Annotated in this window: 14 protein-coding genes; 4 read left to right on the forward strand and 10 right to left on the reverse strand. The window is 42.5% G+C overall.

The window, feature by feature from the left end; translation table 11 throughout:
• The first annotated feature begins 111 nt into the window (after positions 1 to 111).
• Together EYR97_RS14760 and glmS are read left to right on the forward strand one after the other, a co-directional pair.
• A complete protein-coding gene (locus tag EYR97_RS14760; RefSeq protein WP_131094428.1) occupies positions 112 to 909 on the forward strand; it encodes a DeoR/GlpR family DNA-binding transcription regulator in 798 nt (265 codons plus the stop codon).
• Positions 909 to 2741 carry a glutamine--fructose-6-phosphate transaminase (isomerizing) gene (gene glmS, locus EYR97_RS14765; protein WP_131094429.1) on the forward strand — a complete coding sequence of 611 codons (1833 nt, stop codon included), beginning with the start codon at positions 909 to 911 and terminating at the stop codon, positions 2739 to 2741. The genes EYR97_RS14760 and glmS overlap by 1 nt, the downstream gene beginning before the upstream one ends.
• 13 nt (positions 2742 to 2754) lie before the next feature.
• Here glmS and tnpA read toward each other — a convergent pair whose 3' ends face one another.
• The 8 genes from tnpA to EYR97_RS14805 form a co-directional block, all read right to left on the reverse strand.
• Positions 2755 to 2985 (reverse strand): IS66 family insertion sequence element accessory protein TnpA, encoded by a 231-nt coding sequence (gene tnpA / locus EYR97_RS22740; protein ID WP_404840972.1) that lies wholly within the window; start codon positions 2983 to 2985, stop codon positions 2755 to 2757.
• Between the two features lie 216 nt (positions 2986 to 3201).
• The gene (locus EYR97_RS14775; protein WP_131094431.1) at positions 3202 to 3978 is read right to left on the reverse strand and encodes a hypothetical protein; all 777 of its coding nucleotides are present in this window, start codon (positions 3976 to 3978) and stop codon (positions 3202 to 3204) included.
• An 8-nt stretch (positions 3979 to 3986) separates the two neighbouring features.
• A complete protein-coding gene (locus tag EYR97_RS14780) occupies positions 3987 to 5921 on the reverse strand; it encodes a hypothetical protein (RefSeq protein ID WP_131094432.1) in 1935 nt (644 codons plus the stop codon).
• A gap of 1 nt (position 5922) precedes the next feature.
• Positions 5923 to 7158, reverse strand: a complete 1236-nt coding sequence (locus EYR97_RS14785; protein ID WP_131094433.1) for a peptidoglycan-binding domain-containing protein — start codon at positions 7156 to 7158, stop codon at positions 5923 to 5925.
• The gene (locus EYR97_RS14790; protein WP_131094434.1) at positions 7155 to 7823 is read right to left on the reverse strand and encodes a hypothetical protein; all 669 of its coding nucleotides are present in this window, start codon (positions 7821 to 7823) and stop codon (positions 7155 to 7157) included. Before EYR97_RS14790 ends, EYR97_RS14785 begins: the two co-directional genes overlap by 4 nt.
• 12 nt (positions 7824 to 7835) lie before the next feature.
• Positions 7836 to 8312: a hypothetical protein gene (locus EYR97_RS14795; RefSeq protein ID WP_131094435.1), complete on the reverse strand. Its 477-nt coding sequence runs from the start codon at positions 8310 to 8312 to the stop codon at positions 7836 to 7838.
• Positions 8313 to 8327: 15 nt separating this feature from the next.
• The gene (locus EYR97_RS14800; protein ID WP_131094436.1) at positions 8328 to 8669 is read right to left on the reverse strand and encodes a hypothetical protein; all 342 of its coding nucleotides are present in this window, start codon (positions 8667 to 8669) and stop codon (positions 8328 to 8330) included.
• A gap of 26 nt (positions 8670 to 8695) precedes the next feature.
• Positions 8696 to 9019 carry a hypothetical protein gene (locus EYR97_RS14805; RefSeq protein WP_131094437.1) on the reverse strand — a complete coding sequence of 108 codons (324 nt, stop codon included), beginning with the start codon at positions 9017 to 9019 and terminating at the stop codon, positions 8696 to 8698.
• A 256-nt stretch (positions 9020 to 9275) separates the two neighbouring features.
• Here EYR97_RS14805 and EYR97_RS14810 point away from each other — a divergent pair, with 256 nt between their 5' ends.
• Positions 9276 to 9521 (forward strand): OmpA family protein, encoded by a 246-nt coding sequence (locus EYR97_RS14810; protein WP_165478058.1) that lies wholly within the window; start codon positions 9276 to 9278, stop codon positions 9519 to 9521.
• Between the two features lie 818 nt (positions 9522 to 10339).
• On the opposite strand, the gene EYR97_RS14815 is transcribed toward EYR97_RS14810, so the two are convergent.
• Complete coding sequence (locus tag EYR97_RS14815) at positions 10340 to 11308, reverse strand: AraC family transcriptional regulator (protein WP_131094439.1); 969 nt, start codon at positions 11306 to 11308, stop codon at positions 10340 to 10342.
• A 250-nt stretch (positions 11309 to 11558) separates the two neighbouring features.
• On the opposite strand from EYR97_RS14815, the gene EYR97_RS14820 reads away from it, so the two are divergent.
• Entirely contained in the window at positions 11559 to 12341 is a 783-nt protein-coding gene (locus EYR97_RS14820; RefSeq protein ID WP_131094440.1) for a DUF4097 family beta strand repeat-containing protein, read from the forward strand.
• A gap of 93 nt (positions 12342 to 12434) precedes the next feature.
• On the opposite strand, the gene EYR97_RS14825 is transcribed toward EYR97_RS14820, so the two are convergent.
• Positions 12435 to 12875: a thioesterase family protein gene (locus EYR97_RS14825; RefSeq protein ID WP_131094441.1), complete on the reverse strand. Its 441-nt coding sequence runs from the start codon at positions 12873 to 12875 to the stop codon at positions 12435 to 12437.
• Positions 12876 to 13007 lie beyond the last annotated feature (132 nt).

The raw sequence follows: 13007 nt of genomic DNA on the forward strand, positions 1-13007 counted from the left end.
GCTTTTTGCAAAATGTAACAGGCTTCTTTCGTTTTGAAAGTTATGTTGCACAAGAAGCTTCCGAATAGACTTTTTATTTCACTAAATTTTCAGTAGCGAGTTGATATACCTTTGAAAAGCAGTCGAACTGTTGAGCTACGCCGCAATAAAATTGTGGCTTGGGTTAATGCACACGGTCATACACAAGTAGAAGCGCTGTCAGCGCAATTTGGCACGTCTGAAGTAACTATCCGTAAAGACTTGGCGGCGCTGGCTGCTGAAGGCCTATTGATACGCCAATTTGGCGGTGCTGTGCCTGCTTCTGGTTCACTTACTGCCTTATTAACTCACCCTCAAATTAACGCCTCAACGGATGATGTTGGGTTAAATGGTATAGGAAAGACGGCATCAACTCTCATTAGGCCAGGCGATAAATTGGTTATTGATTGCGGCGCAACGACGTCTACCATCCTTCCTTTCTTGTCTGATATTGATGGTTTAGTTGTTATGACCAATGCGTTGGCTACGGCTAACTATTTAACACAAAGTGAAAAAGAGCCAACAGTGTTAATGACTGGAGGTACATGGGATGCGCAATCTCAGTCCTTCCAAGGTGCAATGGCTGAACAATTAGTAAGTGCATACAGTTTTGATATTGCTTTTATTGGTGCCGCGGGTATCGATGTAAATCGCGGCACAACAACCTTCAATGAATTAACTGGCGTAACGCGCGCAATGGCAGCCGCCGCGAGTAAGGTTGTAGTAATGGCGAGTTCAAATAAGTTAGTTCACAAAATGCCTAACTTAGAATTGGGTTGGAGCGACATTTCGGTCTTGATCACAGATAAAAACATGCGTGATGAAGATAGACAAAATATAGAAAATCAGGGTGTTAAAGTAATTATCGCTTTGCCCAATGGAGAAGAATAATGTGTGGAATAGTAGGAGCTGTTGCTGAGCGCAACGTAGTAGAAATTTTGTTAGAAGGGCTAAAACGCCTTGAATATCGCGGCTATGATTCTGCGGGTGTTGCACTTTTGCAAGCTAGTGGTGAACTCACACGTATTCGCCGTACGGGTAAAGTACAAGAACTGGCAGACGCTGTAGCACAACACGACGCACTAGGTAGCACAGGGATTGCACATACACGTTGGGCTACACACGGTGGTGTGACTGAAGCCAATGCACATCCGCATTTTTCCAGTGAACGCGTGGCCGTTGTACACAACGGCATTATTGAAAACTATGTAAGCCTGAAAGCTAATCTAATTGAAAAGGGTTACACATTTACCAGCGATACAGATACTGAAACTATAGCGCACACAGTTCACGAAGAGCTTGTTAGCGGCAAAACACTTCTAAGTGCAGTGCAAAGTGCGGTGAAAACATTCCACGGTGCCTACGGCACGGTAATTATGGACAAAAATGACCCAAGTCGCGTTGTTGTAGCGCGCTCAGGCAGTCCACTTGTTATCGGTTTGGGGTTGGGTGAAAACTTCATTGCTTCTGATCAGATGGCACTGTTGCCAGTAACGCGTCGTTTCATATTCCTAGAAGAAGGGGATGTTGCGGAAATTACACGTCGAGATGTGAAGATATTTGATAAAGACGGTGCGCCAGTTGAGCGTGAAGTGATTGAGTCGAATGTAGAGCACGATGCGGGCGATAAAGCGGGTTATCGTCACTACATGCTTAAAGAAATTCACGAACAGCCAACGGTAGTTCGCAACGCACTACAACACCGTATTGATGACAATGGTTTAACTAAAGATGTATTTGGCGAGGGAGCCGATGCCATTTTTAGTAAAGTAAAGCACGTTCAAATTATTGCATGCGGCACGAGCTATCACGCAGGCATGACTGCGCGTTATTGGCTTGAACAGTATGCGAATGTGTCGTGCAACGTCGAGATAGCTTCAGAATTCCGATACCGCAAGTCAGTGGTGCATCCGAACAGTTTGCTAATTACAATTTCTCAATCTGGGGAGACAGCAGATACGCTGGCTGCATTGCGTTTGGCAAAAGAACTGGGCTATATGTCGAGCCTGACAATTTGCAACGTTCCAGGATCGTCACTAGTCAGGGAGTCTGACCTAGCCTTTATGACCAAAGCGGGAGCAGAAATTGGTGTTGCTTCGACCAAAGCGTTCACCACTCAGCTAACGGCTTTCTTAATGCTTACACTAGCCCTAGGTAAAGAAAATGGTATGACCGAAGCCGACAGCAAATCGATCGTTTCAGCACTTCACAGCCTACCCGCTAAACTGGAAGAAACATTGGCGATTACTAGCGGCATTGAAGATTTAGCGGAAGAATTTGCCGACAAACATCACAGTTTGTTCTTAGGCCGCGGTGACCAATATCCTATTGCAATGGAAGGCGCGCTTAAGCTTAAAGAGATCTCTTACATTCACGCTGAAGCCTACGCGTCTGGTGAGTTAAAACACGGGCCACTTGCCTTGATTGACGATGAAATGCCTGTAATTGTGGTTGCGCCTAACAACGAGCTGCTTGAAAAGCTTAAGTCCAATGTTGAAGAAGTGCGCGCTCGCGGCGGTATTATGTATGTCTTTGCTGATAAAGATGCCGCCTTTGCTGGCGATGACACTATGCGTGTTATCGATGTTCCACATTGTGAAGCACCAATTGCACCGATAATCTATACGCTGCCTTTGCAGCTGCTGTCTTATTACGTTGCACTTATAAAAGGAACGGACGTTGACCAGCCTCGTAATTTGGCAAAGTCGGTAACGGTGGAATGATGAGACCTGATCTTTAATTCTGGTGTAGATTCTGAATAGAGTTGGAAACGTCTAAATAAAGATGGAAACGGCTGAATAAAGTTAGAATTAACTGATAAAAAAGCCTTGTCATCAAATGATAAGGCTTCTTTATTTGTATATTGATGTGTTGTTGTCGGCAGAATTCGACGGACGACAGGCCACTCTGTTTTTGCTGCTTGAATAATTGTCGCCATTCTTGCTGGCTTCGTTGAGGGTGTCGCACGATGTACTCCTTTTAAAAAGGGCACCATGCCGTAGCTATTTCATTATTTGAATGTGAGGATCACCGGACGGATACAATATTTTATAGATATGACTAAGGTGATAATTCACTCCGAATTCCGTTTCGATATACTCCTTAATATGCATTCCCGTTAGCCTACTCCCTTTATCTGTTTGTGTTCTGCTATCGATAAATCGAGACAGCCAATACTTTTTGTCACGACTTCTGGTAATAGTTTCTCATACCTTCATACATCAAAGGAATAACCTGACAAACACGATGTAAAATGTATTCCATTCTCTTCGGTGACAAGGTCGTTATAAAACGGATATTATTTGAAAAGTGATCTATCTCTGTTTGCTCAAAACTGTGAACCTTATAGAACGCAGAGTTTAAGTCGCCATACTCTTCAAGCTCATCTCCAAGTGCAGACTTATCAACCTGCAGGCTATTAAATTCTAACACAAGGCCTACGGCTAATAACGAATCACTGAGGTCTACTAAGTCAATATTGCGAATAAAATTCACCAATGGAGTTGATATACAAGGTTTACTCCTTGAATATACCCCAAGCTCGGCTAGATCTGATTCAATTAGCTTATAGTGGTTCTTCTCTTCATGATATATGCTTCGTAAATGCTCCGCTGTCATAAAATCTAACAACGACTCTGACACTTCAATAGCTTGTTTTAACGCTGCCTCTACCGCTTTAAGTGTGTGTAAGTTGCTCCATAAAGCATCCTCATAACGTATTTGATTAGTTTCATCGGCAAATTCGCTCACTAACTCATGAGTACCTATATACGAATAATATTCAGAGATACCACAAAAAATATTAAAGTATTGATCGATAGAGGGGTGTAATTGAATACCAAGGGGAATAGGTGAATTCACCTGAACTAAATTGTACGAAGCATCATCGGCAATTACATACTGTTGTTGCCCCAGATAAAATCGACTTACTAAATCAAGCGAAGAGTGTGTTTTTATCATAGTGGCATTCACCAACCACTAAAGGCATGAGCAATAGCCTTACCTATTTTTTCAGCTTCTTTCTCCACCGCTTTGGCCGCTTTTTCAGCTTCTTCTGCAACCTCTTTGGCCGTTTTAACAACGCCTTTTTCTATTACATAGCCAAGATGTTCCAATTCTTTTATGGCCTCATTTATTAATGAATCATTTCCACAATTCGCTGACATACCAACGTTGCCAATCATAACGCAGTTTTTCTTACCTACGATCTCAGACATACAGCCGACCCCTTTAACACAGGCAACGGCCTTTGCAGAATGAGAACCGGTGTGTACTGTTGTTTTGTGGCGACCTGACTGGCTAATGTTGCCAATAAATACGCCATTGGTTCCACCTAAAGCGGCACTAACACTGCTGGATAAATTCCCTGTTGTGACATTAATATCACCGCTGGCATTGCTGTGAAGCATGGAACCCACGTAGATTTCAGATTTTGCGCCCCCGGACGCATTCACACGGTTAGTGATATTGCCGGTCCGAACATAAATATTAGAGCCGGATCTCGATCCTGATGAAATATACCCCAAAAAGATATTATTTTTTGTACCAGCTGCCACCGACTCAGAGACGATGTTCCCTGTTATAACTGTGTCAGTCACATTGGACGCATTATTGACGGTACCTATCTGAACGTTAGCATTAGCACCGAATCCAATAGACTTTATATCTACGGATCCGGTGGATACATTGATATTGACGTTTGTATCAGTTCCGCTGATGTTGGCTATGGACATGACTGTACGCGTTTGAGAACCTGCAGCCACATTTGTTAAGGACCCGGTTTTCAAGTTAATACGACTGTTACTGTTGCTTGCCCCAGAAACATTTCCTACTAGTTGAATGGCCGTTCCTTTTCCTAAAAAGCCAACGCCTGCACCGGTAACATTCCCTAGGCGTAAATTCTCCTTCAATCCCTTAACATCTTTGGCCGTCACATCACCTATATTTTGTTGTACATCTGCTGAGCCAAGAAGCGCTGCACCCACTGACTTAATACTATTTGCTGACACCGATAGCGAGCTGTCGTTAAAGTTGTTAGAGGTAATTGTTGAGATGGCTTGATTTGACTTGGCAGAACCGCCAATCGCCGCAGCAACATTAACAATAGCGTTTTTCACAGACAGTGACACACTATCGTTATTGGCGCTATTTACATCCATCACTTCAATGGTCTGTGTGGCTTTACTACTACCACCGATACTGGCCGATGCATTGGCTATTGTTTCGACATTAAGGGATTCTTTTACATTACTTATGCTGCTTGCGTTTTGAATAAGTACTTGCTGCGAGGAAGAAGCATTACCGCCTAGCGTAAGGCCAACGTTCGTAATACTGCCAAATCGCGCATGTAGTGAATCGTTGGTTGCACTGTCCACACTAATGTTAGCCACATCTTGCTTACTCACTACATTTCCCATAGCAGAGCCACCTACATTAGTTAATGCACTGCCATCTACCATGATCTGAGTGTTGTCAGTTTGATTCGCTTTAATCTGACCTACAACTTGTTCTCCCACACTACGGCCAGTTAGCGAGCCATCTACATTTACTAATGACTGAATATATACACTGGTTTTCGTGCCTTCACTTTTGCCTACATCAATATCACCTATGATCTGAGTGGACTTTGCCTCTCCGGTCACCGCGGCATTCACATTCACCGCAGCATTCAACGACACAGAAACACTGTCATTTTCAATTGAACTGCCTTCAATGGTACCTACCTTTTGATGAACCACACTGTATCCAGCAAGCGCACCGCCGGCATTTACTACGGCACCGTCTATATCCACATTAATTTTGGTCTGCCCATATGTATTTACACCACATAAACACAAACTAATAGCCGCAGCTATTTTAGATAACCGAATGGGATAGGGTTTACGGGTAGACAATAATTTCATGTTAGTTTGATTTATCTGTTGTTGATTGCTTATCTTCTTTGTTGTTTTCGGACGTAGCTACAGGACCTTGCGCTAATACCGCACCGGTTTGCTCACCGACAATACCACGTTCGTTTAACCACCATGTACTGTATGGTGTATCCCGAGTTGGTGTAACGGTATTGATCATACGAAAGGTATCAAACCCAATGATGCCAGATGATAATAACCCCATTCTCGACTGGTAACGCGCTAATGCTTCTGATGTTTTGCTATCTAATTGCCCATTAACTGCGCCGTCGTAATACTCTAGGTCAGCTAACGCTGTTTGAACGGTTTTGATAAGCTCTTCAGGTGATTGAGAAATCTTTGAGATAAAAACCGGAAGGAGTTCTTTATATGTCTTCGAATTATCAGCCGCATTTAATAAACAACGATGATAGGGAATCGCTTGAAGCTTTCCGATGACTTCAATGGATGCCACCTCCACAAGCATTCTTAGCATGGTATTGATATCTTTTGTCACTGATTCACTTAATGAGTAACTAACGCCAATATCATGGACCGACAGATCGCCACTGATAGCTTCAGACTCGGTCATCTGCATGCCTAATGTATTTGATGAACCTACACCTGGGATAATTTGAAGATTGGCTAAATGCCCTACATTCATGTCCATGCTCAACGACACGTAGTTACTGCTGTTTGAAAGGCTTTTGGTGAGATCATCTTGCCCTTGTAATATAAAGAACGACCCACCATCGAGCAACTGACCAGGGTCAACCTCTGCACTTGCTCCTATACCATTTTGGCCTTGCCACAAATCTTTATTGACCTGGGTCACTCCACCTCGTAAAAAGTAGTCTGGCGCTCTAAATTCCTCTTTTTGCGGGTGTGCCCCTTGTAACGTTAGAATATTTTGAACAGAGGGATCGTAACTGATGTACCGAACGCCACTGCTACGAACACTCATCTTTGATAATGCGGAAATCAACATTTCATTCATACCTGACGACAATGAATGCTCTTTGGTAAAATTAGAGATGTCTGCAGAGGCTAAATACACTGGGGCTTTTTTATAGGCGACCATCATGTCATCAAGACATGATAATGCGGGGGTCATTGTTGTTAATGTGGATGTAGGGAGTTCTGATGGCACTGACACTCTTAATTCTGCTGGCGGTACCGGTGTATCAAAGGTACTGCAGCCAACTAAGGTAAACAACGTTGTACTCAGTAAAAGACTCTTTGTTGTCATTCTTTGAGTCCTTTTACATATTGAGTTAATTCGCGCACAACGGGCCCTTGTGATGTCACTAATACGTGGCGAACGTAAAAATTGAGTGTTGGCGACCAATTTACGAGTACTCGTTCGATCCCATCCTCTTTACACAGGATTTCAAAACTATCAGTCTTTCCCGCAGGAACCACAATCTCACCGAACTTCATCACCTCACAATCATATTGATTCTTTTCAATTGTGGAAGGTCTATCTGCTCGTGTTTCAATAAAATATCTGTACGTCTGGCCTACAGTTAATTTGCCTTTAGGGTTATCGGGTGAAGGCGTAAATAAGCGACGGCCTGAATCGGTATTATTCGCCTCACCGCCCCATTGAAGTGGCGGAAGCCATGAATCTTTCAATACCGTCATAAATGCACCGGATTCGAGTTCCTTCATTACCATAGTATCTTCAGACGTACTCGTTACCGTAAATGCTTCTTGTGGGTTATTAAATAAAAAGACAGTACCAAGAGGAGGGAAATCACCAATGGTCGATTCTTTTGCTGATGCCCCCGCATCACCGGTCATACCTTGCGGGATGATAAAAGAGGGGGAGTCGAGTTGTTCACTTTCCCTATCGTTCGATACACAACCAGCCATTAAGCCGATAAAAATACTTAACGCGATATACTTCGGCACTGTCCCTTTTCCTTATAAATTGATGCTAGCAGCAAAAAGCTCAGATTCTAAAATAAACAAACCTGTTAGCATCTCGGTCCCTGATGTATCTTTATGGTCGATAAAACTCACGGTCATTGATAAACCAACCGAACCGTCGTCATTTCTGAATGCTTTTGAACGCATTTTAGAGCCTATATGGTTCCACCCATTTAATCGCTCATCAGAGATGTCGACCTTCCCAAGGTCAGAGTAGAAAGTCACGTCTTCGCATTGATTTTTGTAATTACAGTCATCAAAAAAGACTGCCATTGCTTCCACTCCCTTCACCTTGCTTTTCAATACGAGGTGCGGTTCATTTTGTACATCCGTGTGGTAGGTCACCGCATGCCCTAACTTATCAAAGGCATCAGCGACAACATGCTCAGTGGTGACGATTGATGATTCAGCGGCAGCTATCGCTGAGAGTGAGAATGCGCCTAGTAGAACTGTTGAAACTAACTTTTTCATTGTTTTTCCTTTTTGTTAACACTGGTTGGCAGTGTTTACAACGTTACCTGTTATGATGACTGTTACTTGCTTATGTCTCATGTCATCTCGAATAGGGCGTACATTACCAATCGCTACACCACCACATTTCGCTTCAGTATAAGTTGGATCGATAACACTTCCTCGATTTCTTCTGGTTCTATCAGCATGGTGCATAATATTCGTCGTATTAGTACGACTGCTCACCAATGCTCTTGATTTACTAGCCAGCATACTGGCCATCGCATAATCCGGTAACTGGCCGGCATTCGCTGTACTAATTGCCGTAGAACCAACCGATACCGATATGACAGCGAGTAACAAAATTAAAAGTTTCATACTTTGCCTGCCATTATTATAGGAATTTAGCAGTCACTGCCGATAGAGCCGACAGATTGACAAGCATCAACTTGAGCTCCTCCTTCAGCCGCACCAGCATTAACAATACCCCCTTTTAAATCAACATTAAGTTGTAGCGCACCACCTACACTTCCATGTAACACCGAGGCTACAGACTGTTTAAGCGTGACTTTTGCGCCACCTTCAGCAGCGCCACCATTGATTATGCCACCTTTAATATCTGCCGAAATACTAGCTTGACCACCAATACTAGGCGGATCGCCTGCAACTGCCGATGTGGCACATACTATAGAGAAGCCAAACATGGCTATTTTTGAAATTCGTTTCATTGTTTTCACCTATATTATTAATACCGTTAAAAATGATTATTTCTCTTGTCACAGTCTATGCACTTTTATATGTGCAGTAATTAAAATAGCAGACTTTCTGTACAAAAAAAATGCAGATGTCGTTCTTCATTTTGATGGTGCTCAAAAGAGCTTTTGCGATAGACCCCAATTAGAAAATTTCGTCGAGTGAAACTGACTTCCCACTGAGCTGGGCTGCTTTAAAGTCACTGCGGGTGGCTTTAGGTTTCGGCTTAATGTGTGGTCGAACGTCTTTTATGACGCACATTTGTTAGCGCATCCTTATGTGACAGTCGCACAGCAAGGAAATGCAAGCAGCGAAGGCGGTAAATTATACAATTACGAGCTGGGGTTAAAACGTGCTAGAGCAGTCAAAACGGTAATGGTAGAGCTTGGTTTAGAACCATCTAAAGTAACGGTATTGTCGGTTGGTGAGTCCCGTTCGGGGTATAAGCCAAATCGGAGTGTGATCATATCGTATTAATCAATTTTGATTTATGTTCTTGCACCCATTGTCTGCATCGACTTTAACCAACTTGTTAATCATGGCAATATGAATAAAAAAGAACTGTAGCTCGGTAGAAAAACGCGCAATTTGCGCTTTATTAAATTGTTAATTAGAGGATTACAAATGGCGTAAATGAACCCTCCTTCCGTTGCAGACATAAAGTTCAATATACTTCTGAGGCAGGAGAACTTACCATCAAATCCAATATTTATACATATTCTTTTCCGACTTCTGCAGGTGTACCGCGGTTTGGGGAGCGGTTCTTACGCGGGGATTGAACTACTTCAGCAAGATACGAATACCTCTGACAAAGACGTTCGCTTATGCATTGAACTGTTGAAAAACGATAGTCTCTTGCACTCGTTCGATGACAACGCATTCCGGCTGTCTAAAAATGGCTTTTGCGTGGCTGAAAAAGCTAAAAATCTGAGGGAACGAAGTTTCTATGAGCCCATCGAACTGCAAGGGCCGAACAATAAGGAAGGCGTGCTTAAGACCTCCATATGGAAAAACGGATATAACTCTTTACCTTCTAGCTCTGGTCGCAGTAGTTGTAGCTATACAGTTTTTTAGTGGCTGAGATTTATTTAACAAGGCTAGTAACTGTGTTTAATTCTATCAGTCGCTTTTTTGTGCTGGGCATTACGCTGCCATAAAAAGCTAACACCAAAATTACCGCGTTCTGGCGGCGTTAAAGTCCGCTTTAAGTATTTGTGAATGCACGTAACTGCAATACCTCATTTCATATATCACCTGAACAGTAATAATTTCAAATCTAATACTGCCAATTATGTTTAAGATGTTTCCGTGACCTTCCGAATTTCACTTGGGCTACAGTCCATGACTCTCTTGAACGCACGAGAAAATGAAGCTTCTGATTGATATCCAAACTCTAGAGCTATCGACAAAATAGTGTCTTTAGTTTGCTTCAACGCTGAGTACGCTAGAGACATACGCCATTCTGTCAGATAACTAATAGGCGATTGGCCAACTAACTCTTTGAACTGATTGGCAAAGTTGGTCCGAGACATGCCAACCTCTTGTGCCAATTGCGATAACGACCAATGTTTTGAAGGAGTTTCATGAACCAATTTGATGGCTTTTGAAATACGCGGGTCGTTTAATGCTCCAAAGTAACTTTGTGTCATTTCTATATCACTGTTTAGATAGTTTCTTATAGCAGTAATTACTAATAGATCAGCAAGCCTAGCTGTAACGCCGTTGGTACCTATGTCGTTACTCTGTACCTCATTTAAAATCAGCTCGTCTAACGTTTTTACAACGTGCCCAATATTAGGCTCATCTGAGCGCACAACGAGTATACTAGGCAACATATTTATGAGCCTTTGTGTGAGTGGGTGTGTAAAAGTGACTGCACCACATATAAGTTTGCATTCGTCTTTATTCCCCTTCAGGTTTAATGTCTCAAACCTTCCTGGGGCAATGTGAATTGGGAGTTGGAATAAGGGAGTTGGTTTTGTTTTACTACCATCACTTAATAGGTGTCCTTTTCCTAGCGGTATAAGCGCAAAGTCACCCTCTTGCAGTTGTACTCTCTTTCCTTGAACTTCTACTTCAGCGGCCCCTTTCAATACTCTGTGAAATATCATGCATCTTTCAAGTGGAGGGTAGGCTATTCCCCATGGGCTCTGTAATGTCGAAGATATGTAAAATAGCTTCTCCATTGACATTTTGCTTAGAAGTTGACTAGTTGCAGTTTCACCGCTCGGTTGACTAATGAGAGATTTGTAATCACTTGACATGGGTTTTTTATTATTTTGTGATGTAGCTCAGCCTAAGATAATAGCAATCTGAGTTGGACGACTCTATGAGAAAATAGTAACTAAAAGTGTATTGCTGATGAGGAAATAATACTATCTCAAGAGCACTATTGTGTTCACTATTTGAATTCACAGCTAAGCTATATTTTTAATTTTTACATTTAAACCTTCTTCAATTCTATAGCGACTAAGTAATAGTGACTTTTATTATAACTACTACTTGGAGACACCTATGACACCGTCTAAACACCGTTTTTTCAGCGCTGCTACTACGCTGTTGACACTGCTGTGTATTAGCCTTTCCGTTCAAGCCAAAACTATCGAGCGCAGTTTTGAGACTGTCTCAGGCAATACGTTGCATGTGCGAACTGATGCGGGCAGCATAAATATTGATACTCATAACAAAGATCAGATCCTTGTTAACGTATCTATTGATGGCGAAGACGAAAACTTTGAAGTCGAGTTTGATGAGCACAGTGAAGGTCTAAAAATAAGTGGGAAACGAGACTCAAGTTGGGGTTGGAATAATCGCCTTAGGGTTCGCTTTGATATAACGGTTCCCAAGCAATATGAACTTGATTTAGATACTTCGGGTGGAAAAATCGAAATCAGTGATATTACTGGCAACATCGAAGTACGTACTTCGGGGGGGGCCATTGAAGTGGGCTCCGTTATTGGCGATGTTGAATTAGATACGTCAGGTGGCAGTATCAAAACCGCAGCAATAGAAGGTGAAATTAACGCCCATACTTCAGGTGGTAGTGTTGAAGTCGTTTTCGCTAAGCAGCCAACGAAAAATGCTAGACTTCATACTTCTGGCGGCTCTATTAGAGCCAGCTTTCCGAGCAATATTGCTATTGATATAGATGCTTCAACTAGCGGTGGCCGTGTTCATTCAGATTTTACGGTAGATGGGAAAGTCAAAAAGCAGTCTATACGCGGTGCTATTAATGGTGGCGGGCCCAAAGTAGCACTCCACACGTCAGGTGGTAGTATCAGGATTATTGAAGATTAACCCAAATTAACGGATAACCTGCGTTTAGTAATAGGTAAGCAAGGGTTATCCTTTTCGTGCGCCTGTAAAGATAATTCCGCCAAGCTTTGTTTGCTAAACCCCTGCGTGGTTGACTACAACAGATGGCGCGCCTGCCTCTAAGGTTTCTCTAAGGTTATCTGGAATAGGTTGCTTAACGTAATCTGGGCAGCTAACCATTACATACACCACTTCAGCAGATGCTAACTCATTGCCTGTTGCGTGATTACGCACAGTAGTACTTAAAGTGAATGAAGTGTTACCTGTGCGCTGAGTGAATACTTCAAGGGCTAGTACATCATCGAATCTCGCCGAGCCTTTCCATGAAATATTAAGATTTACTACTTGTGTATCTATACCTTGAGCAAGAATGTTCTTGTAGTCGCCCCATATAGCGCGCATAAATTCGGTTGCTGCTATATCGGTATAATCAGCATATCGAGCGTTAAATACAACGTTTTGAGGGTCGCACTCGCTGTAGCGAACACGCATAAGATAAGTAAAGGGCTTGGTCATAACGTTACCTTAAATGGGTTCATCGTATAACTATCTGAATCGATTGCTGCTGTGCGAGCGTATTCATTGATAGGCCAGACATTTAATATAGATATAGTCCAAAACATAGGTTCTAAGTTCTACACCTGTTTT

The organism is Alteromonas sp. KUL42, from assembly GCF_006538325.1.
GTDB lineage: Bacteria > Pseudomonadota > Gammaproteobacteria > Enterobacterales > Alteromonadaceae > Alteromonas.

Bases quoted from the DNA above. Each gene is read 5' to 3' on its own strand.
- EYR97_RS14775 (WP_131094431.1), bottom strand. From the start codon at position 3,978: ATGATAAAAACACACTCTTCGCTTGATTTAGTAAGTCGATTTTATCTG.
- EYR97_RS14785 (WP_131094433.1), bottom strand. From the start codon at position 7,158: ATGACAACAAAGAGTCTTTTACTGAGTACAACGTTGTTTACCTTAGTT.
- EYR97_RS14815 (WP_131094439.1), bottom strand. From the start codon at position 11,308: ATGTCAAGTGATTACAAATCTCTCATTAGTCAACCGAGCGGTGAAACT.
- EYR97_RS14820 (WP_131094440.1), top strand. From the start codon at position 11,559: ATGACACCGTCTAAACACCGTTTTTTCAGCGCTGCTACTACGCTGTTG.
- EYR97_RS14795 (WP_131094435.1), bottom strand. From the start codon at position 8,312: ATGAAAAAGTTAGTTTCAACAGTTCTACTAGGCGCATTCTCACTCTCA.
- EYR97_RS14805 (WP_131094437.1), bottom strand. From the start codon at position 9,019: ATGAAACGAATTTCAAAAATAGCCATGTTTGGCTTCTCTATAGTATGT.
- EYR97_RS14780 (WP_131094432.1), bottom strand. From the start codon at position 5,921: ATGAAATTATTGTCTACCCGTAAACCCTATCCCATTCGGTTATCTAAA.
- EYR97_RS14800 (WP_131094436.1), bottom strand. From the start codon at position 8,669: ATGAAACTTTTAATTTTGTTACTCGCTGTCATATCGGTATCGGTTGGT.
- glmS (WP_131094429.1), top strand. From the start codon at position 909: ATGTGTGGAATAGTAGGAGCTGTTGCTGAGCGCAACGTAGTAGAAATT.
- EYR97_RS14825 (WP_131094441.1), bottom strand. From the start codon at position 12,875: ATGACCAAGCCCTTTACTTATCTTATGCGTGTTCGCTACAGCGAGTGC.